The 26,808-nt window shown below is 65.0% G+C and carries 19 protein-coding genes and 1 tRNA gene; 7 read left to right on the forward strand and 13 right to left on the reverse strand.

Features of this window, described 5'->3' with window-relative positions:
• Together glgB and ABWP50_RS01410 are read right to left on the reverse strand one after the other, a co-directional pair.
• A partial coding sequence (gene glgB / locus ABWP50_RS01405; RefSeq protein WP_353216199.1) for a 1,4-alpha-glucan branching protein GlgB occupies positions 1-1,808 on the reverse strand: 1,808 nt, incomplete at its 3' end.
• On the reverse strand, positions 1,805-4,252 hold the full coding sequence (locus ABWP50_RS01410) for a glycogen/starch/alpha-glucan phosphorylase (RefSeq protein WP_502950950.1): 2,448 nt from the start codon (positions 4,250-4,252) through the stop codon (positions 1,805-1,807). The genes ABWP50_RS01410 and glgB, both read right to left, overlap by 4 nt.
• Positions 4,253-4,415: 163 nt before the next feature.
• On the opposite strand from ABWP50_RS01410, the gene malQ reads away from it, so the two are divergent.
• Positions 4,416-6,407, forward strand: coding sequence for a 4-alpha-glucanotransferase (gene malQ, locus ABWP50_RS01415; RefSeq protein WP_353216200.1), 1,992 nt, complete (start codon positions 4,416-4,418; stop codon positions 6,405-6,407).
• Between the two features lie 43 nt (positions 6,408-6,450).
• Here the strand turns inward: malQ and ABWP50_RS01420 are convergent, their stop codons facing one another.
• Together ABWP50_RS01420 and ABWP50_RS01425 are read right to left on the reverse strand one after the other, a co-directional pair.
• Positions 6,451-8,871: a YbcC family protein gene (locus tag ABWP50_RS01420; protein ID WP_353216201.1), complete on the reverse strand. Its 2,421-nt coding sequence runs from the start codon at positions 8,869-8,871 to the stop codon at positions 6,451-6,453.
• Positions 8,872-8,900: 29 nt separating this feature from the next.
• Complete coding sequence (locus ABWP50_RS01425) at positions 8,901-10,454, reverse strand: proton-conducting transporter transmembrane domain-containing protein (protein ID WP_353216202.1); 1,554 nt, start codon at positions 10,452-10,454, stop codon at positions 8,901-8,903.
• Between the two features lie 108 nt (positions 10,455-10,562).
• Between ABWP50_RS01425 and ABWP50_RS01430 the strand changes: the two genes are divergently transcribed.
• The 4 genes from ABWP50_RS01430 (at position 10,563) to ABWP50_RS01445 (ending at position 16,589) form a co-directional block, all read left to right on the forward strand.
• Positions 10,563-11,456 carry a LysR family transcriptional regulator gene (locus tag ABWP50_RS01430; RefSeq protein WP_353216203.1) on the forward strand — a complete coding sequence of 298 codons (894 nt, stop codon included), beginning with the start codon at positions 10,563-10,565 and terminating at the stop codon, positions 11,454-11,456.
• A 186-nt stretch (positions 11,457-11,642) separates the two neighbouring features.
• Positions 11,643-14,156 carry a TonB-dependent receptor gene (locus ABWP50_RS01435; RefSeq protein WP_353216204.1) on the forward strand — a complete coding sequence of 838 codons (2,514 nt, stop codon included), beginning with the start codon at positions 11,643-11,645 and terminating at the stop codon, positions 14,154-14,156.
• Between the two features lie 93 nt (positions 14,157-14,249).
• Positions 14,250-15,536, forward strand: a complete 1,287-nt coding sequence (locus tag ABWP50_RS01440; protein WP_353216205.1) for a YdcF family protein — start codon at positions 14,250-14,252, stop codon at positions 15,534-15,536.
• Positions 15,537-15,590: 54 nt separating this feature from the next.
• On the forward strand, positions 15,591-16,589 hold the full coding sequence (locus ABWP50_RS01445) for a phospholipase C/P1 nuclease family protein (RefSeq protein ID WP_353216206.1): 999 nt from the start codon (positions 15,591-15,593) through the stop codon (positions 16,587-16,589).
• Between the two features lie 93 nt (positions 16,590-16,682).
• Here ABWP50_RS01445 and ABWP50_RS01450 read toward each other — a convergent pair whose 3' ends face one another.
• From ABWP50_RS01450 to ABWP50_RS01490, 9 genes are all read right to left on the reverse strand, one after another.
• A complete protein-coding gene (locus ABWP50_RS01450) occupies positions 16,683-17,999 on the reverse strand; it encodes an HlyD family type I secretion periplasmic adaptor subunit (protein ID WP_353216207.1) in 1,317 nt (438 codons plus the stop codon).
• Positions 17,996-19,711, reverse strand: a complete 1,716-nt coding sequence (locus ABWP50_RS01455) for a type I secretion system permease/ATPase (protein WP_353216208.1) — start codon at positions 19,709-19,711, stop codon at positions 17,996-17,998. The genes ABWP50_RS01450 and ABWP50_RS01455 overlap by 4 nt, the downstream gene beginning before the upstream one ends.
• Positions 19,708-21,201: a TolC family protein gene (locus tag ABWP50_RS01460; RefSeq protein WP_353216209.1), complete on the reverse strand. Its 1,494-nt coding sequence runs from the start codon at positions 21,199-21,201 to the stop codon at positions 19,708-19,710. Before ABWP50_RS01460 ends, ABWP50_RS01455 begins: the two co-directional genes overlap by 4 nt.
• A 235-nt stretch (positions 21,202-21,436) precedes the next feature.
• Positions 21,437-21,511 (reverse strand) — tRNA-Phe (locus ABWP50_RS01465).
• 38 nt (positions 21,512-21,549) lie between these two features.
• Positions 21,550-21,759 carry a DNA gyrase inhibitor YacG gene (yacG, locus tag ABWP50_RS01470; RefSeq protein ID WP_353216210.1) on the reverse strand — a complete coding sequence of 70 codons (210 nt, stop codon included), beginning with the start codon at positions 21,757-21,759 and terminating at the stop codon, positions 21,550-21,552.
• Positions 21,743-22,696, reverse strand: coding sequence for a ribonuclease E/G (locus ABWP50_RS01475; RefSeq protein ID WP_353216211.1), 954 nt, complete (start codon positions 22,694-22,696; stop codon positions 21,743-21,745). The genes yacG and ABWP50_RS01475 overlap by 17 nt, the downstream gene beginning before the upstream one ends.
• A complete protein-coding gene (locus ABWP50_RS01480) occupies positions 22,693-23,262 on the reverse strand; it encodes a Maf family protein (protein ID WP_353216212.1) in 570 nt (189 codons plus the stop codon). Before ABWP50_RS01480 ends, ABWP50_RS01475 begins: the two co-directional genes overlap by 4 nt.
• Positions 23,262-24,314, reverse strand: a complete 1,053-nt coding sequence (locus tag ABWP50_RS01485) for a DUF2332 domain-containing protein (RefSeq protein ID WP_353216213.1) — start codon at positions 24,312-24,314, stop codon at positions 23,262-23,264. The genes ABWP50_RS01480 and ABWP50_RS01485 overlap by 1 nt, the downstream gene beginning before the upstream one ends.
• On the reverse strand, positions 24,315-24,632 hold the full coding sequence (locus ABWP50_RS01490) for a 2Fe-2S iron-sulfur cluster-binding protein (protein ID WP_353216214.1): 318 nt from the start codon (positions 24,630-24,632) through the stop codon (positions 24,315-24,317).
• A gap of 91 nt (positions 24,633-24,723) precedes the next feature.
• On the opposite strand from ABWP50_RS01490, the gene ABWP50_RS01495 reads away from it, so the two are divergent.
• Entirely contained in the window at positions 24,724-25,668 is a 945-nt protein-coding gene (locus tag ABWP50_RS01495) for an NAD(P)-dependent oxidoreductase (RefSeq protein ID WP_353216215.1), read from the forward strand.
• Positions 25,669-25,803: 135 nt separating this feature from the next.
• A partial coding sequence (gene argC, locus ABWP50_RS01500) for an N-acetyl-gamma-glutamyl-phosphate reductase (protein WP_353216216.1) occupies positions 25,804-26,808 on the forward strand: 1,005 nt, incomplete at its 3' end.

Consider the following 26,808-nt stretch of genomic DNA (forward strand, 5'->3'; position numbering starts at 1 on the left):
GTGCGCACGCCTTCGTGCAGCGGGGCGGCGCGCAAATCCCAATCGAGCGCGCGCGCCTCCGACCATTCGCGGCGCTGAGCAAATTCCTGGCCCATGAACAGCAATTTCTTGCCCGGATAACCCCACATCAGGCCATAATAGGCGCGCAGACTGGCGAATTTCTGCCAATCATCGCCGCTCATCTTGGTGAGCAGCGAACCCTTGCCGTGCACCACCTCGTCATGGCTCAAAGGCAGCACAAAGTTCTCGGAAAAGGCATAGACCAGCCCAAAGCTGATTTCATCGTGATGATGCTGCCGGTGCACCGGATCACGCGCCATATATTGCAGCGTGTCGTGCATGAAGCCCATGTTCCATTTGAACCCGAAGCCCAGCGCCGTGGCATCTGGCGCATCGCCGTGGGCGGGGTGCGACACGCCGGGCCAGGATGTCGATTCCTCGGCGACAGTGATGATGCCGGGGTGGCGCGCATACAGCGCCCGGTTCATCGCGCGCAGCACCGCCACGGCATCCCAATTTTCGCGGCCGCCCTGCGCATTGGGCACCCATTGCCCGGCCTGGCGGCTGTAATCGCGGTAGAGCATCGAGGCGACGGCATCGACGCGCAGCCCATCGACATGATAGGCCTCCGCCCAGAACAGCGCATTGTTGACCAGAAAACTCGCCACCTCGCGGCGGCCGAAATTGTAGATTGCGGTGTTCCAATCCGGATGAAAGCCCTGCCTTGGGTCTTCATGCTCATACAGCGCGGTGCCATCGAACCGCGCCAAGCCGTGCGCATCAACCGGAAAATGCGCCGGCACCCAATCGATCAACACCGAAATGCCGGCGCGGTGGGCACCATCAACAAAGCGGGCAAAGCCATCCGGCGGACCAAAGCGGGCCGACGGCGCATAAAGCCCGGTGGTCTGATAGCCCCAGCTTGGATCATAAGGATGTTCGGACACCGGCATGAATTGAATATGGGTAAAGCCCATGTCGAGCACATAGGGGATCAGCCGCTCGGCCATCGCATCCCAGCTCAAAAACCCGCCGTCCTCGCTGCGATCCCATGATCCGGGGTGCACCTCATAGATGGAAATCGGCACGCGCCGCGGATCGACCGTGGCCCAGTGCGCAAGGTGGGCCGCGTCGCCCCAATCGGTCTTGCCGGGCTGCGCCACCAGCGACGCGGTTTTGGGGCGCAGTTCGGCGGCAAAGGCATAGGGATCAGCCTTTAGCGGCAGAAGCGTGCCATCCAGGCCGACGATGCGATATTTATAGGCGCGGCCGGCGCCGATATCGGGGATGAAAATCTCCCACACGCCGATGTCCAGCCGCCGGCGCATCAGGTGGCGGGCGCCGTCCCAATCGTTGAAATCACCCACCACGGACACATGGCGGGCATTGGGCGCCCACACCGCAAAATGCACACCCTGCGCGCCCTGATGGCTGATCAGATGCGCGCCCATCTTGTCGAACAGGCGTGTGTGCGTGCCTTCGCCGATCAGGAAATCATCCAATGGCCCCAGCACCGGCCCAAAACTATAGGGATCGGGCACCCACCAATTGTTGCCGCCGCCCGTGCATTCATATTTGATCGGCTGCCGCGGGCCGGTCACCGCGCCTTCGAACAGGCCGCGATCATCGGTGCGCGCCAGTGTGCCGAGCAGTGTACCATCCAGCGCAAACGCCTGCGCGGTATCGGCACCGGGCAGAATCGCACGCGCGAACGCGCCTTGCGGGCCATCATGAACACCCAGCAGCGAAAACGGATCGGCGTGCACCCCGGCCAGCAAGGCTTCGATGGCGGACGCCGCTGGCTTCACAGCACGTTCCAGATCTCGCGGGCATATTCGCCGATGGTGCGATCGGATGAAAACCAGCCGACATTGGCTATATTTTTCAGCACGGTGGTTTGCCAGCCGGCGTTGTCCTGCCAGCGCCGATCGATCTGGCGCTGGGCGGCGCTGTAGCTTTCGAAATCCGCTGCCACCATGAACCAGTCGCTGTCCAGCAGCCCATCCATCAGGCCGCGATACCGCGCCGGATCATCGGGCGAAAACACGCCCGATGATATCGCCTGCACGGCCTGGCGCAATTCCCGCGATCCTTCGATGATCTGGCGCGGATTATAGCCTTGCGCCCGCTGCGCCGCGACTTCAGCCGCCGTCAGCCCGAAAATCACGATATTGTCGGCGCCAACATGCTCCATGATCTCGATATTTGCGCCATCGAGCGTGCCGATGGTCAGCGCGCCGTTCATCGCGAATTTCATGTTGCCGGTGCCCGATGCCTCCAGCCCGGCCGTGGAGATTTGTTCGGACAGATCGGCTGCCGGAATGATGCGTTCGGCCATCGACACATTGTAATTGGGCACGAACACCACCTTGAGCAAATCGCTCACCGCCGGATCGCGATTGACCCGGCGCGCGATATCGCCGGCCAGTTTGATGATCAGCTTGGCGTTATGATAGCTGGATGCAGCCTTGCCGCCGAAAATCTTGACGCGCGGCACCCAATCAATCTCGGGATGGCTGCGAATCTGATCATAAAGCGCGACGGTCTCGATCAGATTGAGCAATTGCCGCTTATATTCGTGGATGCGCTTGATCTGCACATCAAACAGCATGTCCGGATCGAGCCTGATGCCCATCAGCCCAAAGAGATGATCGGACAGCGCCGCCTTGTTGGCACGCTTGACCTGCCGCATCTGCTGGCCAAGCTGGGCATCACCCGCCAGCGGACCCAGCGCCGACAATTGCATCGCATCATCCAGAAACGCATCGCCAATCGCGCTGCGGATCACACCGGTCAGGCCCGGATTGCATTGCTGCAGCCAGCGCCGCGGCGTCACGCCGTTGGTCTTGTTGTTGATCTTGTCCGGGTACAATTGGTGCAAATCGGCAAACACCGTCGTTTTCATCAGCGCCGTGTGCAGGGCCGCCACGCCATTGACGCTGTGGGAGCCGGCAAAGGCCAGATTCGCCATGCGGATGCGGCGTTCACCGCCTTCATCGATCAGCGAAATCGCCGATACCGCGCCATCGGACATGCCTTGGTCGCGGGCCTGTTTCAGCACCAGGCTGTTGATTTTATAGACAATCTGCATGTGGCGCGGAAACAGCCGCTCAAACAGCGGCAGCGGCCAGCTTTCCAATGCTTCGGGCAGCAGCGTGTGATTGGTGTAGCCAAAGGTGCGGCGCGCAATGTCCCAGGCGTCGCCAAACGGCAATTTGTGATCGTCGATCAGCAGCCGCATCAATTCCGCCACGGCAATGGCCGGGTGGGTGTCGTTCAGCTGGATCGCCGCCTTGTCCGGCAGGCTGCGCACGTCGCCAACATAATGCACGTGCCGGCGCACAATGTCCTGAATGGACGCGGAGGTGAAGAAATACTCCTGCCGCAAGCGCAGTTCCTGCCCCGCCGCACTGGAATCGGCCGGATACAGCACCCGCACCAGCGCATCGGCGCGCAGCACATCCACCAGCGCGCCCACGTGATCGCCGGCATTGAACGCGTCCAGCTTGATGGGATCGATCGCATTGGCCGTCCACAGCCGCAGCGTGTTGACCCGCCGCCCGCGCCAGCCAACCACCGGCGTGTCATAAGCCGACGCCTCGACGGTTTCGGCCGGGCGCCAAGCCACACCATCCGGCGTTTCCACCACCTCGCCGCCAAAGCCGATATGATAGGCGCTTTCGCGGCGTTCAAATTCCCACGGGTTGCCGTGGGCCAGCCAGGTTTCCGGCAATTCCACCTGCCAGCCATCATCGATACGCTGGCGGAACATGCCGTTCACATAACGGATGCCATAGCCGTAGGCCGGGATATCCAGGCTGGCGAGGCTTTCCATGAAGCAGGCCGCCAGCCGGCCCAGCCCGCCATTGCCCAGCGCGGCATCAGGCTCCAGCCCTTCCAGTTCGGTCAGATCGATGCCGTGCTCACGCAGCGCGCCGCGCATCTCGTCACTCAATCCCAGATTGGACAGGGCATCGCGCAGCAGCCGCCCGATCAGAAATTCCAGGCTGAGATAATAGACGCGCTTGCCCGCCAGCTCATGGGTGCGCGAGGTCGATTCAATCCAGCGATCAATGATGTCATCGCGCAGGGCCAGCACGGTGGCGGCAAACCAGTCATGATCCTTGGCAGCCTTTTCGTTCTTGCCAAGGCGCTGGCGCAGCACCGTGGTGATCCGCGCGGCAAATTGTTCGGATTTCAGATCGGGATTGGCAAGCACGTGTGCGAAACTCCAGTTTTGCGATGGTGACATGGTTTCGCCGGCCAACATCGTGCCGAGATGCCTGCCGCCGGTCAACTGCCCATCGCCGCAGCCGCAACCTATGCGGAGGTAACGGCTGTGGCCATGACTTATCGCGCCACCATGAAGATTTCACGATTGCATCGGCAGCTGCGGGCGTTGATGCAGGGGCATCATGCCGGCCGAACCATATCCTGATCTTCATGCCCTGGCCGCCGCCGCCGGAGTGGCGCGGCATTGGCGCGATGTCGAAGGCCGTGATCAGACCACCAGCGATGCGGCGCTGGCCGGCGTGCTGCACGCGCTGGGCCATGACACCGGCAGCAGCCAGCAAATCAAGCACAGCAGCGCAGCACTGGCCGATGCAGCGCGCGGCTGGCCGGCAATGCTGGTGACCCAGGTTGGGCTGGCCACGCTGCTGCCGGGCAGCGGCGATGATGCCCTGCTCACCGGCGAAGATGGCATCACACAGCCGATCGCCATCGCCGATGGCCAGATCGCACCGATTGCGGTGCCCGGCTATTACCGGCTGGACATCGGCAGCCGCACGCTCACCCTGGCGGTTGCGCCCAGCCATTGCCCGGTGCCCGCGCCGCACAGCCGCCGCATGTGGGGCACGGCCGTGCAGATCCCGGCGCTGCGCGGCGCGGCGGCGCGGGCGTTTGGCAGCTTTGGCGAACTTGCCGATGCTGCGCAGGTGCTGGCCGGCAATGGCTGCGACGCGGTCGCCATCAATCCCGTCCACGCCATGTTTCCCGGCTGCGGCACCGATTTCAGCCCTTACTCTCCCTCCAGCCGCACGTTCCTCAACACGGCGATGGGCGATCCGGCGCTGGTGGGCCTGCCGGCGTTGGCCAGCGGCGCAGGCGGCGCCTTCATCGATTGGCCCAGCGCCTTGCCGCAGCGGCTGGCCGATCTGCGCCTGCTGTTTGGCGGCCTGCCCCCCGATCAGCGCGCCCGGCTGCTGGCCCAGCCGGTGGACAATCCCGCTGCGCTGCGCCGTCATGCGATATTCGATGCCCTCGATTGCCGCTTTCGCCCGCACGGCGCCAACGGCTGGCGCGATTGGCCGACGCCGTTTCACGATCCAGACGGCGCTGCGGTTGCCGATTATGGCGCCGCCAATGCGGACGAGGTGGAATTTCACCTTTTTGCACAGTGGCTCGCCCGCGAAAGCCTGGCGGCCAGCCAGCGCCATGCCCGCGCCGCTGGCATGGAAATCGGCCTCATTACCGATCTTGCAGTGGGCGTGCACCTGTCCGGCAGCGACAGCTGGGCCCAGCGCGGCAGCATGCTCAGCGGCCTGAACATTGGCGCGCCGCCCGATCCGCTGGGGCCGCAGGGCCAGAATTGGAACATCACCAGCTTTTCACCGGCGGGCCTGCGCGCCGGCGCTTATCGGCCATGGCTGGACATGGTGCGCGCGGCGCTGCGATCGGCGGGCGGGCTGCGCATCGATCATGCCTTTGGCCTGGCGCGGCTGTGGGTGATCCCCGATGGCGAACCGACCGCGCGCGGTGCCTATCTCAATTTTCCGTTTCTCGATCTGGTGCGGTTGCTCACCCTGGAGGCGCACCGCGCCGGCGCCTTGATCATCGCCGAAGATCTGGGCACCGCCCCGCACGGTTTCACGGCGGCGGTGGCCAGCCGCAATATGCTGGGCATGCGCGTGCTGTGGTTTGAACGCGCCGGCGATGGCGGCTTCATTGGCGCGCAGGATTATCCCGCCGGCAGCGCCGCAATGACCGGCACCCACGACACGCCCACGCTGGCGGGCTGGTGGTCCGGCCGCGATCTGGATTGGGCCGATCGGCTGCACCGGCTGCCGCCCGGCACCGACCGCGCCAAAGCCGAAGCCGCGCGCGCCTGGGACCGCGGCCTGCTCTGGTCAACCCTCACCGGACAAAGCGAGCGCCCCGCCCCTGACAACACGGCGCCCCTGGTCACGGCGGCGCTGGCGCACGCCGCGCGCACGCCATCACTGCTGGTGATCGTGCCGATGGAAGATCTGCTGGGCGAGCCCGAGCAGCCCAATCTGCCCGGCACCACCCACGAACACCCCAATTGGCAACGCCGCCTGCCGGAAACAACGCACATATTGCTGTCGGCAGACCCTGCCCGCTCAAACATGGCGGTTCTGGCTGCCAGATCCACGCAGGATCCGTAAAACCGCAGCCGGCAAATCTGGCTGATGCCGGCGCAGCGCCAGATCATGCCACCAGTTCAGCCTGCGCTGCTTGCTGGCCGGCGCCGCTCATCGCTTCCCACGTCAGATCACCCGCGTACCGCCAGGCCATTGCGCCGGCTTCATCAAGCGCGAACAGATGCAGCCAGCGATTATCGAACAACGCCCGAACACCGTCATGGCGCGCCAGAATTGCCGTCATGGCCTCACGCGGGGCTTCGACACAGACCGACAGGCGCAGCGGATCATGGATATAGGCTTCGCCGTCATGAACCGATTGCCACGGCAGGCCCGGACGCATCACGCCGCCATTGCCTTCGACAACACCGATGCCGCCGGTCACATTGTGCAGCAGCTTGTTGCCGCCGCCAAACACATCGGGCGCAACGGTTGAGCCATAATATTGCAGGCTGATCCAGCTTGCGACCACGACCGGTGCCGTCAGGATCAGTTCCAGGACACCAAAGCTGCTATCGAGCTTCCAATCATAATCATGCAGAAATGCGCGACCATCCAGCGATTTGCCGCTTGTGCGCCGGCGCGGCGCGGCGATGAATGCCTTGCATCCCGCCAAAGCCCATTCGGGGCGGACCTCGGCCCAATCGCGGCTGCGCCTTGCCAGGCTTGCCTCACCGGCCCCGCGTGGCAGCCGCAGCGCCCGCTCTCCGCGCGAAATCACGCCGGCCGCACTGAACCAGGCGCTGGCCTGGGCAATATCGGCCTGATGCTGCGGTGATGGGCAGTCTTGGGCATAAAGCGTGACCGTGTCGGTGGTGGTATCATGCAGCCCGGCGACGAACAGCGTGTCTTGCGGCAACGTGATGCCCTTTGGCACCAGCCCGCTGCGCACGTCGGCATCGTTGAGGATTGCCGCCAGCAGCCGTGCGTTGACCTCGCCGGAATAGCCGCCGCAGGCGCCGCAATGCAGGCCGCTGGCATGGGGATTGTTGACGACATTGGCGCCGTGCCCGGCCACCACCACCAGCCGCGCAAAATTGCTGGTCAACGACATGGCGCGCAACACCGTTTCGGCAGCCGCCGTGCGGGTATCAAGATCCAGCGCCGGATCGGGGCGCGGCGCGGGATCGTTCGGTGCCGGCCTGGCGTTCAGGCCCAGCGCATCGCTGACCAACTTGCCGACATAGACCGGGCCCGTTGCCTCGACGAAGGCAAAGGACGACACGGCAGCGAGCTTGAAGCGGCCCCAGGCGCGTTTGGCACGGGCCTTGTACCGGGACGACAGATCATTGTCTGCATCGGCCGGCCCGCCCGATGTGGTGGTCAGGCCAGGGTTCAGCAGCACTGGAAGCCGCAGCTCGTGGACATCCGACGCAAACCGCCTGTGCGACGCGGTCAGCCCGAAGAAGCCGGCAAACCCCAGCGTCTGGATGGCGGGAATGACCGATTCCAATGCGCGCCGATACACTTCGGACCGCACATCGATGCAAAACGCTGCCTGCAAAGCCGGACGCGCTGCCGAGATATCGGTTTGCGGCGCTGCCAGCAGCTGCGCAAGATCACGCTGTGCAGCCCGATCCGCCGCTTCCTGAAGGATGGCGTTGATGACATGATCGGCGTCAGGCGCCACCGGGGCAGCATGGGCCGCAATGGCAGCGCGCCACTGATCGGCAATCTGATCGGCGTAGCGATTGTAAAGCGCGGTTTCCCAGATCAGCCGGATCGACAGAAAATCGGTGACCGCCGCGTCCGATGTGCCGGCCAGTTCGGCCTGCCACAGCAAATAACGGGCATATTGCGCCCAGCCGCCCAGCGACATCAGCATCTGATGAAGATAGGTTTGCGCGGCCTGCGCCGGCAGGCCCAGCTGCTGCACGGCATCGGCAAGCGCATCGGCGGCGCGTTCCGGTGCGCGCGAGACATGCACGGCAAAGCCGGTGAGCCCGATGATTTCGGGCGTCAGATCGTGGGTGGCAACAGCGCGCCACGCCGCATAGGCGCCAAATCCGCGCGGCGCCGCCCACAGCGCCTGGCCTTCATCGAAATAGCCGCCTGCCCACGCGCCAAAGCGCTCGGCAATCAGCCCGGGCCAATCGATCCCCGAAGCCGCAGCGGCAAGATCGGCAATCGTCGGCACCGCGCGCATGGCCGGCGGGGTCTGCTGCGCTGCTGCCTTGAGGGCCGCGACGCTGGCCGGCCGCAACGCCGGCGATGCAAGCGCAAGGGCCTGCGCCAGATCGGTATCGCTGATGGTACCAGATGCAATCTTCGCCTGATACCAGCTGCGCGCCATGGTCACCGGCTGCCCGGCGATGCGTTGCATGCGTGCGCCAACCATGGCGAGCGTTTCCGATGCCTGGCCCAGATAGGGATTGACGGCAACGCTGGAAGCCAGCGGCCAAACCGGCGGAATGGCCCGGGCGGCTTGATCAGCGGCGATGTTCAGGGCCGAAGGTGCCGGCCAGATGGTGGTGGCTTGATTGGTCATTTTTGAAAATCTCTCGCAAGAATATGGGTTTAGCCGCGCAGCCGCCAGCCGCTCAGCAGCCGATCAAACACCGCGTTGGCATAAAAGCCGTTGGAAAGATGAACCCGCAGTCCAGCCGCCGCCGGGTGATAGGCCCAGAGCGGAAACATCGCCTGCACTACGGCAACCAGGCCGAAGCTGACCACCGACAGGACAACAAGCGTCCATTCAAGCGCGTTCGGCACCGGAGCCGGCGGCAAGATACCCGACGTCAGCCAGGTCGCGAGCAGTTGCAGCGCGAAATAAGCCACCGATGTGGCCACGGCGTACACAAAGGTGCGCTGTGTCAACGCCCGGGGCGCAGCATCGGCCAGGCCCTGCGCCAGCATATAGGCCACACCAAAGATCAGGATGGCGCCAAGCGCGATGGCTTGCGGCGATTTGGTCTGGAACCCGAAGCCGAGCCCGACGAGCACATAAATGCCCAACGCCAGCAGAAACGCGCGGCCAACGGCGCCGGCCTTGGGGATCGCGACCGGGCCAGGCCGGCGATAACCAGCAATCAGATCGACAGCGCCGCCCGATGCCAGGAAGCTGTGCGCCTTGTACAGCGAGTGGGCAACGATGTGCAGCAAGGCCAGCGGAAACAGCGCCAGCCCGCATTCAAGCATCATGAAGCCCATCTGCGCCAGTGTCGACCATGCCAGCGAGGTCTTGACAGCCGGCTGGGTGAGCATCACCAAACTGCCGAAAATCGCCGAAAAGCCGCCAACGATCACCAGCGCGGCCAGCGCCGTTGGCGACAGCAGCATCACATCGGCAAAGCGGATGACCAGAAAGCCGCCGGCATTGATAACCCCGGCATGCAACAGCGCCGAAACCGGCGTCGGGGTTTCCATCACTTCTGTCAGCCAGCCGTGTGACGGGAACTGCGCCGATTTCAACAGCCCTGCAACCGCCAGCAGCGCCGCTGCACCCACCGCCAGACCGCCGCCGGCACCCGCGCGGGCAGCGCCCAATATGGCGCCGATGTCGGCCGTGCCATAGGCGCGCACCAGCAACACAACAGCGCCGATCAGCGCCGCATCGCCAACGCGCGCCGTGACGAATTTCTTGGCAGCTGCGCGCTGGGCGGGCACACGATCTGGATAAAACAGCAGCAGCTTGTGCAGGAACAGGCTGGTGGCGATCCAGGCCAGCACAAGCTGCACCAGATTGCCGGACAGCACGAGCAGGAGCACCGCAGCAAGCGTGAGGCTCATCCAGCCAGCAAAGACGCCTTGCCGCGCCTCGCCATCAAGGTAGGTGCCCGAATAGCGCGTCACCACCCAGCCAATGAACGCCACCAGCACAAACATGGTTGCACTCACGGCGTCGATGCGAGCCGACAGGCCCAGCCCGCCCAGCCCAAGCAAGCCTGATTCGAATGGCCCTTGCACAGCGAGTATCCCAGCTGAAACCAGCGCGATCAGGACGGTGACGACCGTGGCGGCTTCGGCCAACCGCAGTGCGCCGGCCGCACGGCGGCCCGGATTGAGGAAATTGGCGGCGGCACTGGCAGCAAGAACTGCCGGCGCTGCAAATGGCAGGAAATCGAGTTGCAAGGCTGGTCCCCCTCAGACATGATTGCTGAAGCCACACTGATGTAGCGGCGCCATATCGGCCAGTATAATTCATTGTTCTGCTCATATCGTTCGTTTATAACGAACGATATGAGCAGCCTGAATTTCAATCATCTGCGCTATTTCTGGGCGGTGGCACATGAGGGCAGCCTGACCCGGACCGCCGAGCGCCTGAACCTGTCCCAGTCGGCGCTTTCGGTGCAAATCCACAAACTTGGCCAGCAAATCGGGCATCCGCTGTTCGACCTTGTCGGCAAGCGCCTGGTGTTGACCGAGGCTGGCAAGATCGCGCTCGATTATGCCGATACGATCTTCAAGGCAGGCGACGAGCTGCTGAGCACGCTTGCCGGGTCACAGGCCGTTCGGCAGGTGCTCAGGATCGGCGCACTCACAACGCTGTCGCGCAATCTTCAGCTCGAATTCCTGCGTCCGCTGGTTGGCCGCACCGATGTCGAATTGATTGTGCGATCCGGCACCATGCGCGATCTGCTCACCCGGCTCGAAGCTCATGCCGTCGATGTTGTGCTGGCCAACAGCGCCGCCCAGCGCGATGCCACCACGCGATTTCGCAATCACCTGCTGCGCCAGCAACCGATCAGCCTGGTCGGCCGGCCGCGTCCCGGCAAGCCGCCGCTGCGCTTTCCCGAAGATCTGGCGACGGAGCCGGTTCTGCTGCCCAGCCTGGACAGCGAGATCCGCACCGGGTTTGACAATCTGCTCGATCTTGCTGGCATCCGGCCAATCATTCTGGCCGAAGTCGATGATATGGCGATGTTGCGGCTGCTCGCCCGCGAAGGCGGCGGGCTCACGCTGGTGCCGCCGATCGTTGTTCAAGACGAGCTGCGATCCGGCATACTGGTCGAACATTGCCGTATCCCCCTGCTTACTGAACGCTTTTATGCGATCACCCTCGGCCGCAAATTTCCCAATCCGCTGCTTGCCGATCTGCTGCCTGAAAATGCGCCTGATGCACGTGCTGAATGATGCGGGTTCCACTGCACGCCGGCACCCGGTCAGGTTGGCGACAAAGCCGATGCCGGCATAGTTATCCCCGAATATATTGAAATTGCACAATTTTTGCAGCGCCATTGTCATCAAATTGTCCGCTGGCTGTCATGCTGTTGCTCTAGGCCCCCACCGACAGTTTGATTGTGAACAGGGGCCGACACGATGACATCCAAACGCAATATTGCGCAAATTCTGCTTGTTTCCATGCTGGCCAGCGGTGCTGCTGGCACGGCCTTCGCCCAGACCGGCGCTGCCAGCAAGACCGCAGCAGAAACCAGCGAAACGGCCGAAAGCGATGTGATCATCGTGACCGGTTCGTCCACGGCGCAGCGCAAGTTCGATGTGTCCTATGCCGTCACGTCGCTGTCCAACGCCGATATCCAGAAGCTCGCGCCGCTGAACTTTGCCGATCTGCTCGGCCAGATCCCCGGCATTCAGGCCGAAGCCACCGGCGGTGAAGTGCAGAACGTCTATCGTTTGCGCGGCATTCCCAACGAAGGCAGCTTCCAGGCCTTTCACCAGGATGGCCTGCCGATCTACCACGACAACGACGGCCCGTTTTTCAAGGGCGATGTGCTCAACCGTGTCGATCTGATGACCGGGACGGTGGAATTCGTTCGCGGCGGCCCGGCGCCGATTTTCGCCAGCAACGCATCGGCCATCTACAATGCGATCACGGTATCCGGCACCGACACGCCGGCGGGCGCGGTGCGCCTGACACTGGGCGATACCGGCCTGTATCGGCTTGATGCCTATCAATCCGGCCCGATCGGGGAGCGCACCTATTTCGCGCTTGGCGGCTTTGTGCGCCGCCACGAGGGCTATCGCCCGGGCGGTTTTCCCAGCGATGATGGCGGCCAGTTCCGCGCCAATCTGCGCCGCGAATTCGAAGGCGGCCAAGTGAAGGCATCGGTGCTGTATCTCAACGACAAGAACGCCTTTTACCTGCCGATCCCGGTGGCCGATCCGCGCAATCCGGCCAATTCGCTCGATCCGTTCCTGGATTATTTCACCGGCACCCTGAACACGCCGGCGCTGCGCAATGCCCGGCTGGTTTATTCCGATGGCGCCGGCGGCAAGACCGTGGAAGATCGCGATCTTGCCGATGGCCGCCATACCAAGATGCTCAGCCTGGGACTTGAGTACAAGCAGGCCCTGGGTGACGATTGGACACTGGAAGCCAAGGGCCGCTGGACTGATGGCCGCGTTGATTTCGATGCGCTGTATTCCACCACCAATCCCGCTGACAGCACCGTGTTTGCCAACGGTTTCCTGGGCGCAGCGCGCACGGCGTTTGATACGCCAACCGCGACCGTGGCCCGGCTGGGCTATGCGATCGGCGGCACCAATGGCGCGACGCTTTATGATCCGACCGCTGCATCCGGGCTGGTGCTGAGCGCGCAATACCGCGCGATTTCCAGCGATTTCTATTCCGGCCAGGGCGAAGTGCGCCTGTACCGTGATATCAAGACCGGCCTTGGCACGCACAGTGTCGTTTTCGGCGGCTATGCAGCGGCCTATGGCAATGAATATGCCCAGCGTTATCAGGATTATCTGTTCGAACTGGCGGCGCAGCCGCGCACGCTCGATCTGTTCGCCTATTCGGCCACCAACCAGATATTGGGCAGCGTTACCGATCGGGGCGTGCTCCGCTATTCCACCACGATCACGCAGGGCGAAAGCGACGTGACGATGTGGGCAGCGTTTGCCAACGACACCTGGCAGGTGACCGACGATCTGCGCATCGATGCCGGTGTCCGCCACGAACGCTACACGTTCCGCGGCTTTGGCATCGGGCAGACCACGGTCAACCTCGGCGATGCGGCCACCCTGGCCGACAACGCCACCCGCGCCTACACCGGCGTGCCGACCAATCGGCGCTTCGTGATCGACGTGACGCCGTGGACGTTCGGGGCCAATTATGACCTGAGCTCGCAATTCGGCCTGTATGCGCGCATTTCCGAAGCGTTCCGGGTGCCCAGCGAATTCAACGTCTATTCGGGTGCAGCCAACGTGGTGCCCAAGGCGCGCCAATACGAAGCCGGCGTGAAAATCGCGATGCCGGGCATTTCGGCCTATCTCACGGGCTTTTATACCAAGTTCGACCCATTCAACGCATCGTTCCTGGCCTTCAACCCCGTCACCGGCCAGAACAATGTGCCGTTGACGTTCATCGGTTCGGCAGTGACCAAGGGTGTCGAAGCCGATATCGATATCCGCCCGGTCAAGTGGCTGTCGCTGGCCGGCACCATCACCGTCAGCGACCCGACGATTTCCGATCTCGTCAACGAAACCGGCGCATCGGCAGCGGCCGTGGACGGCAACCAGCTGATCCGCCAGCCCAAGGTCTACGGGAACTTCCGGCCGACCATCTCGTTTGATGTCGGTGATGCTGCTGTGCAAACCTATCTGCGCTACAATTATGTCGGCAAACGCTTTGTCGATCTGTTCAATCTTACGGAACTGCCAGCCTATGACACACTGGCCGCCGGGATAATCGTGCAATATCGCAACTGGAACTTCCAGGTGGTGGGCGATAACATCACCAACGCCCGCGGCCTGACCGAGGGCAATCCGCGCACCGACCAGCTTGCCGGGCAGGGCTCCAGCACGGCGATCTATGGCCGGCCGCTGTTTGGCCGCAACGTGCGGTTCGTGGTGACCAAGGCCTGGTAATCAGGGCAGGCGTGTTCTGGCCAGCGTGACGCCGGGTTTCTGGCAGGTGCATGCTGGTCAGAACGCCGCGCTGCCAGCAAGGGACTGCCTGCAATGACCGGATCAAGAACCGCCGCCCCAAAGCTGTTTGCCGTTGCAGCCATGCTGGCAGCGTCGGTTGATGTACTGGCAGCGCCGGTCAATCTGCTGGCGATGGACCCGCCCGGATACACGACCCCTTACGCGGAAACCCTCGAAACGCTGAATTTTCCGCTGCTTGCCATGCTCGGCAAGGCACCGGGCTGGGCGGCGGCGCTGCGCGCTGATCCGGCCTTGCAGGCGCTGGCCGGCGCGCGGGCGCAGCGGGTTGTTGCCGCCGCCACCTGTACGGCTCGCCCTGATTGCATTGCGGCGGCGTGGCTGTGGCTGCCGGGCGATGTTGCGGTGATCAGCGATGTGCTGCGGGCAGTGGCGGCGCGGCCGGGCATGGCGCGCGCGCTGGTGCAGGCCCAAATGCGGCCGTCGGGCCGGTTTGCGCGCCACGCCGGGCTGGCGGACGCCGATCTGCTGGCGGCGGCATGGGCCGATACGGCGGCTGGATTGAACAATCTGGTCGCGGTGTACGGCCAGGGCAAGCCGCCGCGCTATCCGCTCATTGATGCCGCGATTTTTGATGTGGCGCGGCCTGAATTCGCGCTTATTTTGAATGCCCATGCCCAGATTACAGCCGCCGCCGCGCGCGCCGATGATCTGGTCTTCGATCCGGCCTTGCGCTTTGGCACCGGGCTGCTGCGCATCAACGAACGCACCGATGCTGCTGCCTATCGCCCATTGTTGGCCGGCGCCAATGGTCCGGCGATTGCGGCCGTGAGGCGCACGCGCTGGCTGGATTATCGCTATCCGGCCTTGCTGGTGTTCGGCCATGGCCCAGACGATGCGCAATCGCGCACCGGCGTGCTCGGTCATATCCGGCTGGCGCGGGCCGCCGATCTTTATGCCCGCCGCCTGGCGCCGTTCATCATTGTCAGCGGCGGCAATGTGCATCCCAACCGCACGCCGTTCAACGAAGCGGCCGAAATGAAGCAGTTGCTGATCACGCAATATAATATTCCCGCCGATCATGTGCTGATCGAACCGCACGCCCGGCACACCACCACCAATTTGCGCAACAGCGCGCGGTTGCTGTTTGCAGCCGGCTTTCCCACCGATCGGCCCGCCCTGATCGTGACCGATCCGATGACGGCCAGCTATATCGGCAGCCAGATCCTGGCCGAACGCACCCTCAAGGAAACCGGGATTGCGCCCGGGCGTGTGAGTGCTGCCGAAACGCCGTTTGCGTTCGAATTCCTGACCGACCGTGCGGCCTTTCATGTCGAACCGCTCGATCCGCTCGATCCGTGATGCAGCGGGTGCTGCCGCTGGCCGGCATCGCCGTTATTTCCAAGGGGGCTTCCCATGTTTCGCCATCTGAAAACCGCTGCGATCATCCTGCAATGCGCGATGCTGGGTGCGGCAGCGCCGGCAGCGGCGTGGGGTGTGCGCGCGCACGCCGCGATCAACCGGGCGGCGCTGGCCAGCCTGCCGGCCGATGGCCCGCTGTTTTTGCAGGCGCATGCCGATTTTGCTGCCGAACTCGCCGTGCTGCCCGATTTGTGGCGCCTGCCTGCCGATCCGTTTGCCAAAATGGACGAAGATCCCAATCATGGCTGGTTCCGCGAACAATTTGCCTTCATGAAATCGCCGCCGCGGTCCCGCGCCGAATTCCTGATCGCCTTGCTCGATGCGCAGCGGGCGACAAAGGACAAGACATCCGATGCCGCCAAGCGCACCAACCTGCGCTGGACCGGCACGATGCCATACGCGATCATGGAAACCTATGGCCGCCTGGTATCGGGCATGCGCTGGCACCGCCGGCTGGCCGCGATGCGCCTCGATACGCGGCACATCAATCAGGCGCTGGCGTTTGATGTGGTCAGGCTGGGCCATTATATCGGCGATGGCGCGCAGCCGCTGCACGCCTCCATCCACAGCGATGGCTGGCGCGGCGACAATCCGCGCGGCTACACCACTGATCGCACCATCCACAGCCGTTTCGAAACCGTATTTGTCGAGATGATCGCCCTCAGCGAGCAGGATGTGACGCGCGGCATGCCGGCGCTGGCCCGCCAGAACGGTGATCTGTTCGATACGGTGCTGGCTTTTCTGGATGACAGTGCTGCCAACATGGAAACCATCTATCGGCTCGAACAGCAAAACGCATTTGCCAATGCCAATTCGGCTGGCGGGCGCGCCATCGTGTATGCGCGCACCAGCACCGGCGCGGCCATGCTGCGCGATCTGCTGCACCGTGCCTGGATCGAATCGGCGCGCCCGCTGCCGCAATTGGCGGCCGATCCGCTCGATCCGGCCAATCCCGCCTATAATCCCGAAACCGGATCAGCCCCGGCGCATTGATCCGGCCAGGCGGCAACAGCCGCCATCAGGCTGGCGGCGATAATCGGCTCCCGCGCCAGCAACGGCTGCGCCCGTCCGATGGGTTGATCGCTGTTACAATTTCTCGCGGAAGGCATTGTCACGCAGGCGCGTCACCGGCGTGAGCAGATAATTCAGGATGGTGCGCTGGCGGCCGAGCACATCGACTTCGGCGGTCATGCCGGCGCCGATCGGCAGCTTGGCACCGTCCTCGCCGATCAGCCCGGCCGCCGTGGTGCGCACGCGGATGGTGAAATGGGCCTGGCCGGTGCGTTCATCGATCACCGCATCGGGCGCGATACGCTCCACGATGCCGGGCAACGTGCCATAAACCGAATAATCATAGGCGGTCAGCTTGATGTTGGCGCGCTGGCCCAGCCGCAAAAACGCGATATCCTGCGGATTGACGATGGCTTCGATCACCAGCGCCTCGCCTTGCGGCACCACTTCGATCAGCGGCTCACCGGGCCGGATCGATCCGCCAACGGTGGTGGCCAGCACCCGATTGACCACGCCGGCAACCGGCGCACGCAGCACGGTGCGGTTCATGCGGTCGGCCAGCGCCGGCAGTGTCTGGCTTTGCGCAGCGATTTCGGCGCGCGTTGCCGCCAACGCTTCGGCGGCCTGCGCGCGAAACCGCTGATCGAGATTGCGGATGGCGGTGAAGGCTTCGGTGCGCGCGCCATCGGCCCGGCGGACCGCTTCGGCAGCGGCATCGCGGGCGCTGGCAGCCTGGCGCTCGGCAGAACGCGCGCGAACCAGGGTCATTGCCGGCTCAACGCCTTTCTCCACCAGCGGCGCAATGATCTCGACTTCGCGTGCCGCCAGCATTGCCGCTTCGGTGCGCGCTACCGCTTCGGCGCGGGCCTGCCCGGCGCCGCGTTCGGCTTGCTCGACTCGTGAGCGGGCAATGTCGCGTTCGGTGGCCAGCCCGGCCATCTGCGCCGTGTGCAGCGCGCGTTCATTGGCCACCAGCGCCGGTGCTGCCAGCTCAAGCGCGGACGGGAACGCCAGTGGATTGCCGCGCGCTTCAGCCTCCAGCCGCGCCGCGCGGGCACGCAGCGCATCAACCGACGTGTCGCTGCGCGCAAAATCGGCGGTCGATGCCGTCTTGTCGAGCTGCAGCAGCGGCTGCCCGGCGGAGACGCGCTCACCGGCCTTGACCAGAATCGCCTTGATGATGCCGCCTTCCAGATTGGACACCACTTGCAGCCGGCTCGATGGGATCACCCGGCCCACGGCGTGCACCACCTCATCCACCCGCGCAAACCCGGCCCACAGCAACAGCGACACGGTCAACGCCGTGATCACCCACAGCATCACCGTGGCAAAATTGCGCTCCAGCAAGCGATCGGGCGCCTTCAGCAGCGCGTCTTCGACAATATTGGTCATTGCGCGCGTCCTGCGGTGCGCGGCGCCAGCAAGGCATCACGCGGCCCATCCGATACGATCTTGCCGCCATTCAGAACAATCACCCGGTCCACCAGCCGCAGCATCGGCCGCCGGTGGGTGACCAGCACAAAGCTGCGATCACGCAATTCCGGTTCCAGCCGGGCGATCAGCGCTTGTTCGAAGGGATCGTCCATGGCGCTGGTCGGCTCATCGAAAATCACGATTGGCGGCGCGTTGCCCAGCGCCCGCGCCACGGCAATCGATTGGCGCTGGCCGCCCGACAGGCCTTCGCCGCGGTCCGCCAGCCGCCGGTCATAGCCATTGGCAATCTGCCCGACAAAATCATGCGTGCCGCTCAATATGGCGAGGCGCAGCAGTTCGGCATCATCGATGGCCGGATCGCCCAGCGTGATATTGTCCCGGATGGTGCCGGAAAACAGCGTCACATCCTGCAACACCGAACCGATGTTGCGGCGCAGATCGTCCGGATGCAGCTGGCGCACATCGGCACCGTCGATCAGCACCTGGCCTTCGCTGGGTTCATACAGCCCCATGATCAGCCGGCCGATGGTCGATTTGCCCGATCCGACGCGGCCGATGATCGCGACCTTCTCACCCGGCGCGATTTCAAACGACACATTGTCCAGCACGCGCGTGGTGGTGCCCGGATAGTGAAACACAACGTTGCGAAAGGCGATGCGCCCGTCCAGCCGCTGCCGGCGCACCGGCTGGGCACCCGGCGCCAGATCACCGCCCATCGTCATGAACTCATCCAGCCGCGCATAGGCGGCGCGGGTGCTGCTCAGCCGGGTGAGCAGGCCGGCAACCTGGCCCAGCGGCGCGACGCAGCGCCCGGCCAGGATCGATGCAGCGATCAACGATCCGCTCGCCATCGCGCCATCGGCAATCAAAAACACGCCGTACAGCACCACGCCCACATAAACGATCTGCTGCGCCGAAGCCGCGACATTGGTGGCAAAGGCTGACAGCAATCGGCTGCGCAGCGCCACATCGGCGCTTTCGTCCACGGCGATCTGCCAGCGCTTGGCCAGCATCGCACCGGCCGCCGTGGCCTTGACCGTTTCCAGCCCACCGATGGTTTCAACCATCACGCCCTGCTTGGAAAACCCCAGGCCCAGCACATTGCTGGCCATGCGGTCCAGCCCGGGCTGCACCACCCAGGCCGCGCCCACCACCAGCGGCACCATCAGCAGCGGCACCAGCACCACCGGGCCGGCAATGGCCCAGATCACCACCAGAAACAGCGGGATGAACGGCACATCCACCAGCGCAACGATGGTGGCGCTGGCGAAAAATTCGCGCAGGGTTTCAAATTCGCGCAGCAGGCCGGCAAAGGCGCCGCTCGATCCCTGCTTGTTGGCCAATCGCATCGAAATCAGTGTCTGAAACACCGATGTGCCCAATTTGGCATCGACATCGCGGCCCGCCACATCGACGAAATAGCCGCGCAGCATGCGCAAGATGAAATCGAACAACAGCACGATGGCCATGCCGATCGACAAGGCAATCAGCGAATCGGTCGCATTGTTGGGCACGATTCGATTGTAGACGGTCATCGAATAAAGCGAGGTGGCCAGCGCAAACACGTTGGTGAGCACGGCGGCAATGCCCACCTTTATGTAGGTGGCGCGGTGCATCGCCAGCGGCCCCATCAGCCAAGGCGACAGCATCGGCAGGCGCGGTTGCATCATGGCTGCGGGTCCGTTCGGGCAGGAGCAACGGTGGGAGCAACGGCGGGAGCAACGGCGGGCGTGAGGCCGAAATTTTCAATCAGGCCGCCGCGCCGCGCCAGCAACGTCAGGCGCGCCACATCCAGATCATAGGTGGTGCGCGCCAGCACCAGCGCAGCGTTGAGCAGATCCTGTTCGGCGCGCAGCAGATCAAACACGGTGCCGCGTGATACGCGAAATTGTTCGGCAAACAAATCGCGCGCGCGCCGGCTTTCCAGATAGGCATCCTGCAGCGGCGCAATCGATGCCGCCAGCCCATCGACATCGGCGCTGGCGGTATCCCGCTCCCGCAGCGTCGCTGCCGCCACCCGGTCAACCGCAAAGCGCGCGGCGCGGCGGCGGGCCGCCAGCTCCGCCACCCGCGCCGCTTCGGCGCCGCCCACCGAAAAGCGTTGGCGCAGCGTGACCTGCGCGCGCACATCATAGGCCGGATCGCGGCCGCGCAGCACATCATATGCCGAACCACTCACGCGCGCATCCAGCCGCGGCAGCCGATCGGACCGCGCCGCCGACAGCGCAGCTTCGGCGGCCTGCGCCTGCGCCCGCGCCGATACCAGTTCGGGCCGATCAGCAACCGTGCCGGCAACCAGCGGGTCTGCTTGGGTGGCTACGGCCGGCCGCACCAAGGGGCCAGGGGCTTCACCAAACAGCTCGTTGAACCGCGCGGCGGCAGCGCGCAGCCGGCGTTCATTGTCGATCTTCTGGCTTTGCGCGGCCGCCAGATAGGACCGCGCCCGCGCCACATCGCCGCCGCTGTCCACACCGCGTTCAAAGCGCAAGACCGCGCCGCCCGCCAGGCTTTTCATGCGATCAACATGGCTGGCCAGCAGCGCATCGGTGGTTTGCGCCGACAGCATGCCAAACCAGCTTTCCACCAATTGCAGCAGCGCCGCCGTGCGCGCCACATCAAGCTCGGCGCGGGCGGCATCCGCCGATGCATCGCCGGCCCGCACCCGCGCCGAAGTGGCACCAAAATCGGTGAGCAGCTGATCGACCGAACCGATGACATCGTTGCGGCGCCGCGGGCTGAGATTTTCCACCTGCGTGGTCGGCAATTGCAGATCACGCGTGATGGTGCGCGCCCCGACGAAATCCAGCCCCAGGCCGGGCAGCAGCCGCGACCGGGCCTGATCACGCGCCGCCGTCGCCGCCGTCACATCCTCGCTGCGTTCACCCAGCACAGGCAGGGCAATAGCAGCCGCCGCCAAGCGGGCGATGAACCCGGGGCCAACATCACGCTGCGCCAGCGCCGCCAGAAAATCATCGCTTTGCGCCGAAATCGCCTGCGGCCGCTCCGAAGGCAAGGGAATCGCAATCGGCGCAGCCGCAGCCAGAGCCGAAGCCGAAGCCGAAGCCGCAGGAGTCCACAGCAAGGCCAGCAAAACCCGCCCGAGAATGTGACCAGAAATATGGCCGGGCGCAGGCAATTGCCGCAGCAAAACCAGTGTCATAACAGCAATTTCACCAATCCGACGAGACAGGCTGAAATGTGCCGGCCTCACTGTTCCGGCTGATTAGCCTGAAACCACTGCAATTTCCAAGTTTCCAGCACAGCAATTCGCATCACAGCTTGAAATCCGGCACCTACAGCTCAGCCAGCCCACCATGTCCGCCGCCAGATCGACTCGCCGGCGGTTGACCGGAGCCACATCTGGAACTTGCGAAGCCCTATACTGCGCGAAGATATGGTGCCCGGGGGCGGATTTGAACCACCGACACGGGGATTTTCAATCCCCTGCTCTACCCCTGAGCTACCCGGGCCCACGCACACGGCGAAATCGCCAGCGGGGAGAGGGCAATTAGCCAGCCTCTTCGCCATTGTCCAGCGCGGCGACATCAGAAAGTTCATCTTCGCCGGTCTTGCCCGGAATGATGTAGGCATCCGACAGCCAGGCATTGAGATCGCGGCTGCGGCAGCCTTCGGAGCAGAAGGGCGCAAATGGCGCGGCGGCGGCGCGTTTGCGGCAATAGACGCAGAGGCGTTGGGTGGATTTAACCGGTTTGGACATGGGAGTGCTCCGCCAGCACCAGCGCCGCGCGTCCGCCGGTCAGGCGCGCCAGTTCGCCGGTCAATGCTGGCCGGGCGGCCAGCCAATCATGCACGGCGGCCGGGCCGCTGATGGTGACTGCCCCGGTCAGGCGCATCGCCCGGCGCAGCAATTCCAGCGCAGCAAAGCCGGGCCGGCGCGCGGCCTCCAGCAGCGATGGCGCGCCGCGCGGGCGGATGATCTGCACCAGGCCAAAGCCGTTCATGGCGGTTTTTTCAAACGGCGCCGGCAGGTGATCGGCCAGCAGCCGGTCCACGGCGCTGCGTGCGCTGCGCCCGGCGAGGGTGGGGAAATCCACCACAATCGGCCCGCCAATGCCGTGGCAGGCAATCGCCGCCGCCGCCGCCCGCGCAGCACCTTCGGCCAGCCGCGCCAGATCACCGTCGCCATCGACATCGATGACCAGCATGGCCGGGGTTGGCACCATCAGCAGGCGGCCGCCGGGAAAATCGACCACGCCAGATTGTGCCTGCGCCGCCACATCATCCCAGCCGGCCTGCGCCAACAGATCAGGGCCGTGCACCGGCACCATCTGCACATCATGCCCGGCCGCGGCCAAGGTTTCGGCGAGGCTGGGCGCGGCGCGGGCCGGGCCGGGGTGGGCGGCAATGCGGGCGTGCTTGTCACGCGCACCATCGCTGCGGGCGGCGCGCACCACCTGCGCCAGCCGGCTCTGGCCTTCGTGCCAATCAGCGGGCGCTGGATCGAGCAAGGCTTCGCTGCCGGCGATCATGGCACGCGCGCGGCCAGCGCCGATTCGCGCCACCAGCCGGGCCGGAGCGATCATGCCGACCGGCAGTGGTTCATCATCGCGAACAAGATGCGCGGCAACCACGCTATCGCCGTCCAGCACCAGCCCGCGCGTTGCCCCCGGCGCGGGTTCAACCAGTGCGATCATGCCCGCCAGCCGCTGGCGGCGAGCAGCAGCCGCGTTTCATTGAGCGGCAGGCCGACCACGCCGGAAAAACTGCCCGACAGGCTGCGCACAAAGGCTTCGGCGGCGCCCTGGATGGCATAGCCGCCGGCCTTGCCCTGCCAATCGCCGCGCGCGATCAGCCAATCGATATCGGCAGGCGTCAGGCGCTGAAACGTCACCACCGATTCGCTGAGCCGTTCGCGCAGCACACCGGCAGCATCGATTACCGCCACCGCCGTCAACACCCGGTGCCGGCGGCCGGACAGCAGCGCCAGGCAAGCGCGGGCGGTGGCTTCATCCTCGGCCTTGGGCAGGATGCGCCGGCCCACGGCCACCACCGTATCGGCCGCCAGCACGATCTGGCCGGCATGGCGCGGGGCAACCGCCTGCGCCTTTTCGCGGGCCAGCCGGCGGGCGTGATCGCTTGGGCGTTCCAGACGGGCCGGCGTTTCGTCAATTTCGGCTGGATCGACCGCAGCCGGCACCAGCCCCAGCCGCGCCAGCAGATCGAGCCGGCGCGGGCTGGCAGAGGCCAGCACCAATATCATCAAGCCGCCCACTGCACGAATGCGCCGTGTGCGTGGGCATGGCCAAGCAGGCGTTCGCTCGCCGCAGCCCCGGCCCACAGGCGCAGGCGGATCGCGGGCATGGCCGGCTGGGCGGGATCGTCCATTTCCATGCGCAGCCAGGCCAGCGGCGCTGCCGGTGTCGCGGCGCTGCCCACCGCCTCCAGATGTGCGATGATGCGGGCCTGCGCGGCGGGCGGGAAATATTGGAAGGCGATGCTGTGATAGACGATGGTGGCCGCGCCGTTGGTCAGGGCCAGATTGGCCGCCAGCCAATCGGCGGCGTCGGCCTGGTGCAGCGTTGGCGGATGGCGGCGCGCCAGTGCGATGGCGGCAGCCGCGCGCACCAGCCGTTCGGGCTGATCGGGCCAGATGAAGGCGAGCAGCCGCTCCGCAACCGCAGGATCGGCGGCTTCCAGCGGCGCGAGGTCCACGCCGCAGCGCTTGATCACGTTGACGGGCGCGGCCGGCGGCGGCGGGCCTTGCCAATTCGGGCGGATGATCACGTCGCTCGTTGGATCGCCTGCCCGCGTGCCGCCGAGATCGCAGGCGAAGCGATCCAAATTCAGATTCAGCCCGGCGCTGGCGCCAAGCTCGATCAGCGCCAGCGGCAGGCCGGTTTCTGCGGCCACCGTCAGCAGGCCGGGCATCAACGCGCCGGCGCGGCCGGTTTCGTTGGTTTGCGGCGCGCTGCCAAGGAATTCGGCGATGGCGGCATCGCTGGCCGGATCGGCCATCACCGCAGCGATGGCCGCTGCCAGCGCCGCCTCATCCGGCAATGCCGCCGGCGGATACAGCGCCGCCAATTCGGGCACGCGCCCGCTGCGCACCAGCCAGTGCAGCGCACCGGTCATGCGCATCGGCAGTGCGTCCGTCATCGGCTCACCGGGCCAATTGGCGAGGCGCTGCCCGGTCTGGCTGGCCGGGTCGATGCCCGCCGACAGCGCGCGGCACAGCGCCGCCATGAACGGCGCACCGAGCCCAGCACAGAATTTTGCCTGCAAGGCAAAGCTGGCCAGGGCCCGCTCAGTCATTCACTCTTCCGGCGCGATGGTGACAACCAGGCCATCAAGCGCAGGCGTGAACTTCATCTGGCAGGACAAGCGGCTGCCGGGCAGCTTGTGCTCGGACGAATCGAGCAGATCGTCTTCATCGGCGCCCGCCGGGCCAGCGCGCCCCATATCGGCATCCGCCACATACACATGGCAGGTGGCGCACGAGCAGCAGCCGCCGCACAGCGCCAGCAACTCATCGATGCCAGCGTCCTTGATGATTTCCATCACCGTCATGCCGGGCTGGGCAGGCAGCACGCGCTCTTCGCCGCTGCGGGTGATGATATTGATGCTGGCCATGGCAACCTCTGTTGGCAAAAAGGGAAACACACGGCCCGGTAGCGGGCCGACGCGCTTATGGCTAATGAAAGGAAAAACGGGGAGAAACAAGATGCGCATCGCACACCAATTCGCGCCGCCAATGTCGGCGATGCTGGCCGGCCTGCCCGGCATCACGGCCGCCGCCCATATCCCGCAGGATGATCGCTGGGCACTGCCAACCGATGTTGATGTGCTGTTCGTGCTGCACGGTGAAGGCGAAGCCCATAGCCAGGCCAATGATGCGCCGCGCCCCGCCGGCTGGCCAGGCCAGGTGAAGCTGGTGCAATTGGCCAGCGCCGGCGCCGACAATTATCCGCCGTGGCTGTTCGAAGCGCCAGCCGTGGCCAGTGCATCGGGCACCACCGCCATTCCCATCGCCGAATATGCGCTGGCGGTGATGCTGGCCCATGCCAAGCAATTGGCCGCCGTCACCCTGAAGCCCGGCGATGCCTGGCCGGAACGGCAGCAATTCATCAGCAGCCCGCTCGGCACGCTGCACGGGCGCACGCTCGGCTTGGTCGGGCTGGGCAATATTGCCAGCCAGGTGGCGCATTATGCCCACGCCTTTGGCATGACCATCATTGCCGCGCGCGGCAGCAACGCCCCGGCCCCGCAGCCGTGGATCAGCATCGCGCCGCTGGATGATGTGGTGGCGCGCGCCGATCATCTGGTGCTGGCGGCGCCGATCACGCCGGCCACCCACCATCTGCTGAATGCCGATCGGCTGGCGCGGATGCGCAGCGATGCCCATATCGTCAATGTCGGCCGCGGCGGCCTGATCGATCAGGATGCCCTGCTGGCGGAGCTGAATCGCGGCCGGTTGTGGGCCAGCCTGGATGTGACCGATCCTGAACCGCTACCGCCCGGCCACGGCCTGCTGAGCCATGCGCGCTGCCGCGTCACGCCGCATGTGTCGTGGAGCAATCCCGACATCAACCGGCGCATCATGGAGCGGCTGGTGGACAATATCCGGCGGCTGGCGAGCGGTGAGCCGTTGCTGGGCGCGCTGATTTAGGGGGTGCGCACAGGATGCGCGCAATTGGCCACCCGTGGCCCAGCAATCTGCACCAGTGGCCCACACTGTGGCAACGGACGGACACGGTGCGCCACTCTGCTTGCACACACTGCGGCACTGCCCTAACCGGCGGGCATGACGGACCGGTTGCGCATCGCAGTGTTGGGGGCTTCGGGCTATACCGGGGCTGATCTGGTGCGCCTGGCGCTGGCGCATCCGCGCATGGAGATTGCGGCGCTGGCGGCCAATGCCAAGGCCGGTCAGACCATGGCAGCGATCTGGCCGCATTTTGCCATCTACCCGCAATTGCCGGCGCTGGTGAAGGCGGAAGCGATTGATTTTGCAAGCATCGATGCGGTGTTTGGCTGCCTGCCGCATGCGGCCTCGGCAGAACTGTTGTCGGGCCTCCCGAACAGTCGCATCATTGATTTGTCAGCAGATTTTCGGCTAAAAGATGCCGCAAGCTATGCCGATTGGTACGGCGGCGCCCACCCGGCGCCGCATCTGCTGCCCGAAGCCGTGTATGGCCTGACCGAATTTGCCCGTGATGCCCTGCCCGCCGCCCGGATTGTGGCCTGCCCCGGCTGCTATCCCACCGCCGTACTGCTGGCGCTGCTGCCGCTGATGGCTGCACAGGCGATTTGCGCCGATCGCATCACGGTCAATGCGCTGTCAGGGGTATCGGGCGCCGGGCGCGGCCTCAAGGAAGCCAATCTCTTTGCGGAAATCGCCGAAGCCGTGCACCCTTATGGCATCGGCAGCCACCGCCATATGCCTGAAATGGAACAGGAATTGGGCCGCCGCGCCGGGCGGGCCGTCACCATCAGCTTCACGCCGCATCTGGTGCCGATGAACCGCGGCGAACTGGTCACCTGCATCGTGGAAACGCCGCACGGCCCGGATTATCTGCGCGAAGTGCTGGCAGATGCCTACACCGCCGAGCCGTTTGTGCACCTGTTGCCAGCAGGTGTGGCGCCGGCCACGCGCATGGTACGCGGCTCCAACCATGTGGTGATCAACGTGTTTGCCGATCGGGTGCCGGGCCGCGCCATCGTGATCGCTGCCATCGACAATCTGGTGAAAGGCTCCAGCGGCCAGGCCATCCAGAACTTCAACCTGATGTTCGGCCTGCCCGAAACC

The sequence above is a fragment of the Sandarakinorhabdus sp. genome, from assembly GCF_040398645.1.
Classification (GTDB): domain Bacteria; phylum Pseudomonadota; class Alphaproteobacteria; order Sphingomonadales; family Sphingomonadaceae; genus Sandarakinorhabdus.

What these genes read in the sequence shown, in the direction of transcription:
- ABWP50_RS01410 (WP_502950950.1), bottom strand. Translation starts at nt 4,252, where the DNA reads ATGTCACCATCGCAAAACTGGAGTTTCGCACACGTGCTTGCCAATCCC.
- ABWP50_RS01495 (WP_353216215.1), top strand. Translation starts at nt 24,724, where the DNA reads ATGCGCATCGCACACCAATTCGCGCCGCCAATGTCGGCGATGCTGGCC.
- malQ (WP_353216200.1), top strand. Translation starts at nt 4,416, where the DNA reads ATGCCGGCCGAACCATATCCTGATCTTCATGCCCTGGCCGCCGCCGCC.
- ABWP50_RS01490 (WP_353216214.1), bottom strand. Translation starts at nt 24,632, where the DNA reads ATGGCCAGCATCAATATCATCACCCGCAGCGGCGAAGAGCGCGTGCTG.
- yacG (WP_353216210.1), bottom strand. Translation starts at nt 21,759, where the DNA reads ATGTCCAAACCGGTTAAATCCACCCAACGCCTCTGCGTCTATTGCCGC.
- ABWP50_RS01475 (WP_353216211.1), bottom strand. Translation starts at nt 22,696, where the DNA reads ATGATCGCACTGGTTGAACCCGCGCCGGGGGCAACGCGCGGGCTGGTG.
- ABWP50_RS01445 (WP_353216206.1), top strand. Translation starts at nt 15,591, where the DNA reads ATGTTTCGCCATCTGAAAACCGCTGCGATCATCCTGCAATGCGCGATG.
- ABWP50_RS01480 (WP_353216212.1), bottom strand. Translation starts at nt 23,262, where the DNA reads ATGATATTGGTGCTGGCCTCTGCCAGCCCGCGCCGGCTCGATCTGCTG.
- ABWP50_RS01460 (WP_353216209.1), bottom strand. Translation starts at nt 21,201, where the DNA reads ATGACACTGGTTTTGCTGCGGCAATTGCCTGCGCCCGGCCATATTTCT.
- ABWP50_RS01450 (WP_353216207.1), bottom strand. Translation starts at nt 17,999, where the DNA reads ATGACCAATATTGTCGAAGACGCGCTGCTGAAGGCGCCCGATCGCTTG.
- ABWP50_RS01440 (WP_353216205.1), top strand. Translation starts at nt 14,250, where the DNA reads ATGACCGGATCAAGAACCGCCGCCCCAAAGCTGTTTGCCGTTGCAGCC.
- ABWP50_RS01430 (WP_353216203.1), top strand. Translation starts at nt 10,563, where the DNA reads ATGAGCAGCCTGAATTTCAATCATCTGCGCTATTTCTGGGCGGTGGCA.
- ABWP50_RS01435 (WP_353216204.1), top strand. Translation starts at nt 11,643, where the DNA reads ATGACATCCAAACGCAATATTGCGCAAATTCTGCTTGTTTCCATGCTG.
- ABWP50_RS01420 (WP_353216201.1), bottom strand. Translation starts at nt 8,871, where the DNA reads ATGACCAATCAAGCCACCACCATCTGGCCGGCACCTTCGGCCCTGAAC.
- ABWP50_RS01485 (WP_353216213.1), bottom strand. Translation starts at nt 24,314, where the DNA reads ATGACTGAGCGGGCCCTGGCCAGCTTTGCCTTGCAGGCAAAATTCTGT.
- ABWP50_RS01455 (WP_353216208.1), bottom strand. Translation starts at nt 19,711, where the DNA reads ATGATGCAACCGCGCCTGCCGATGCTGTCGCCTTGGCTGATGGGGCCG.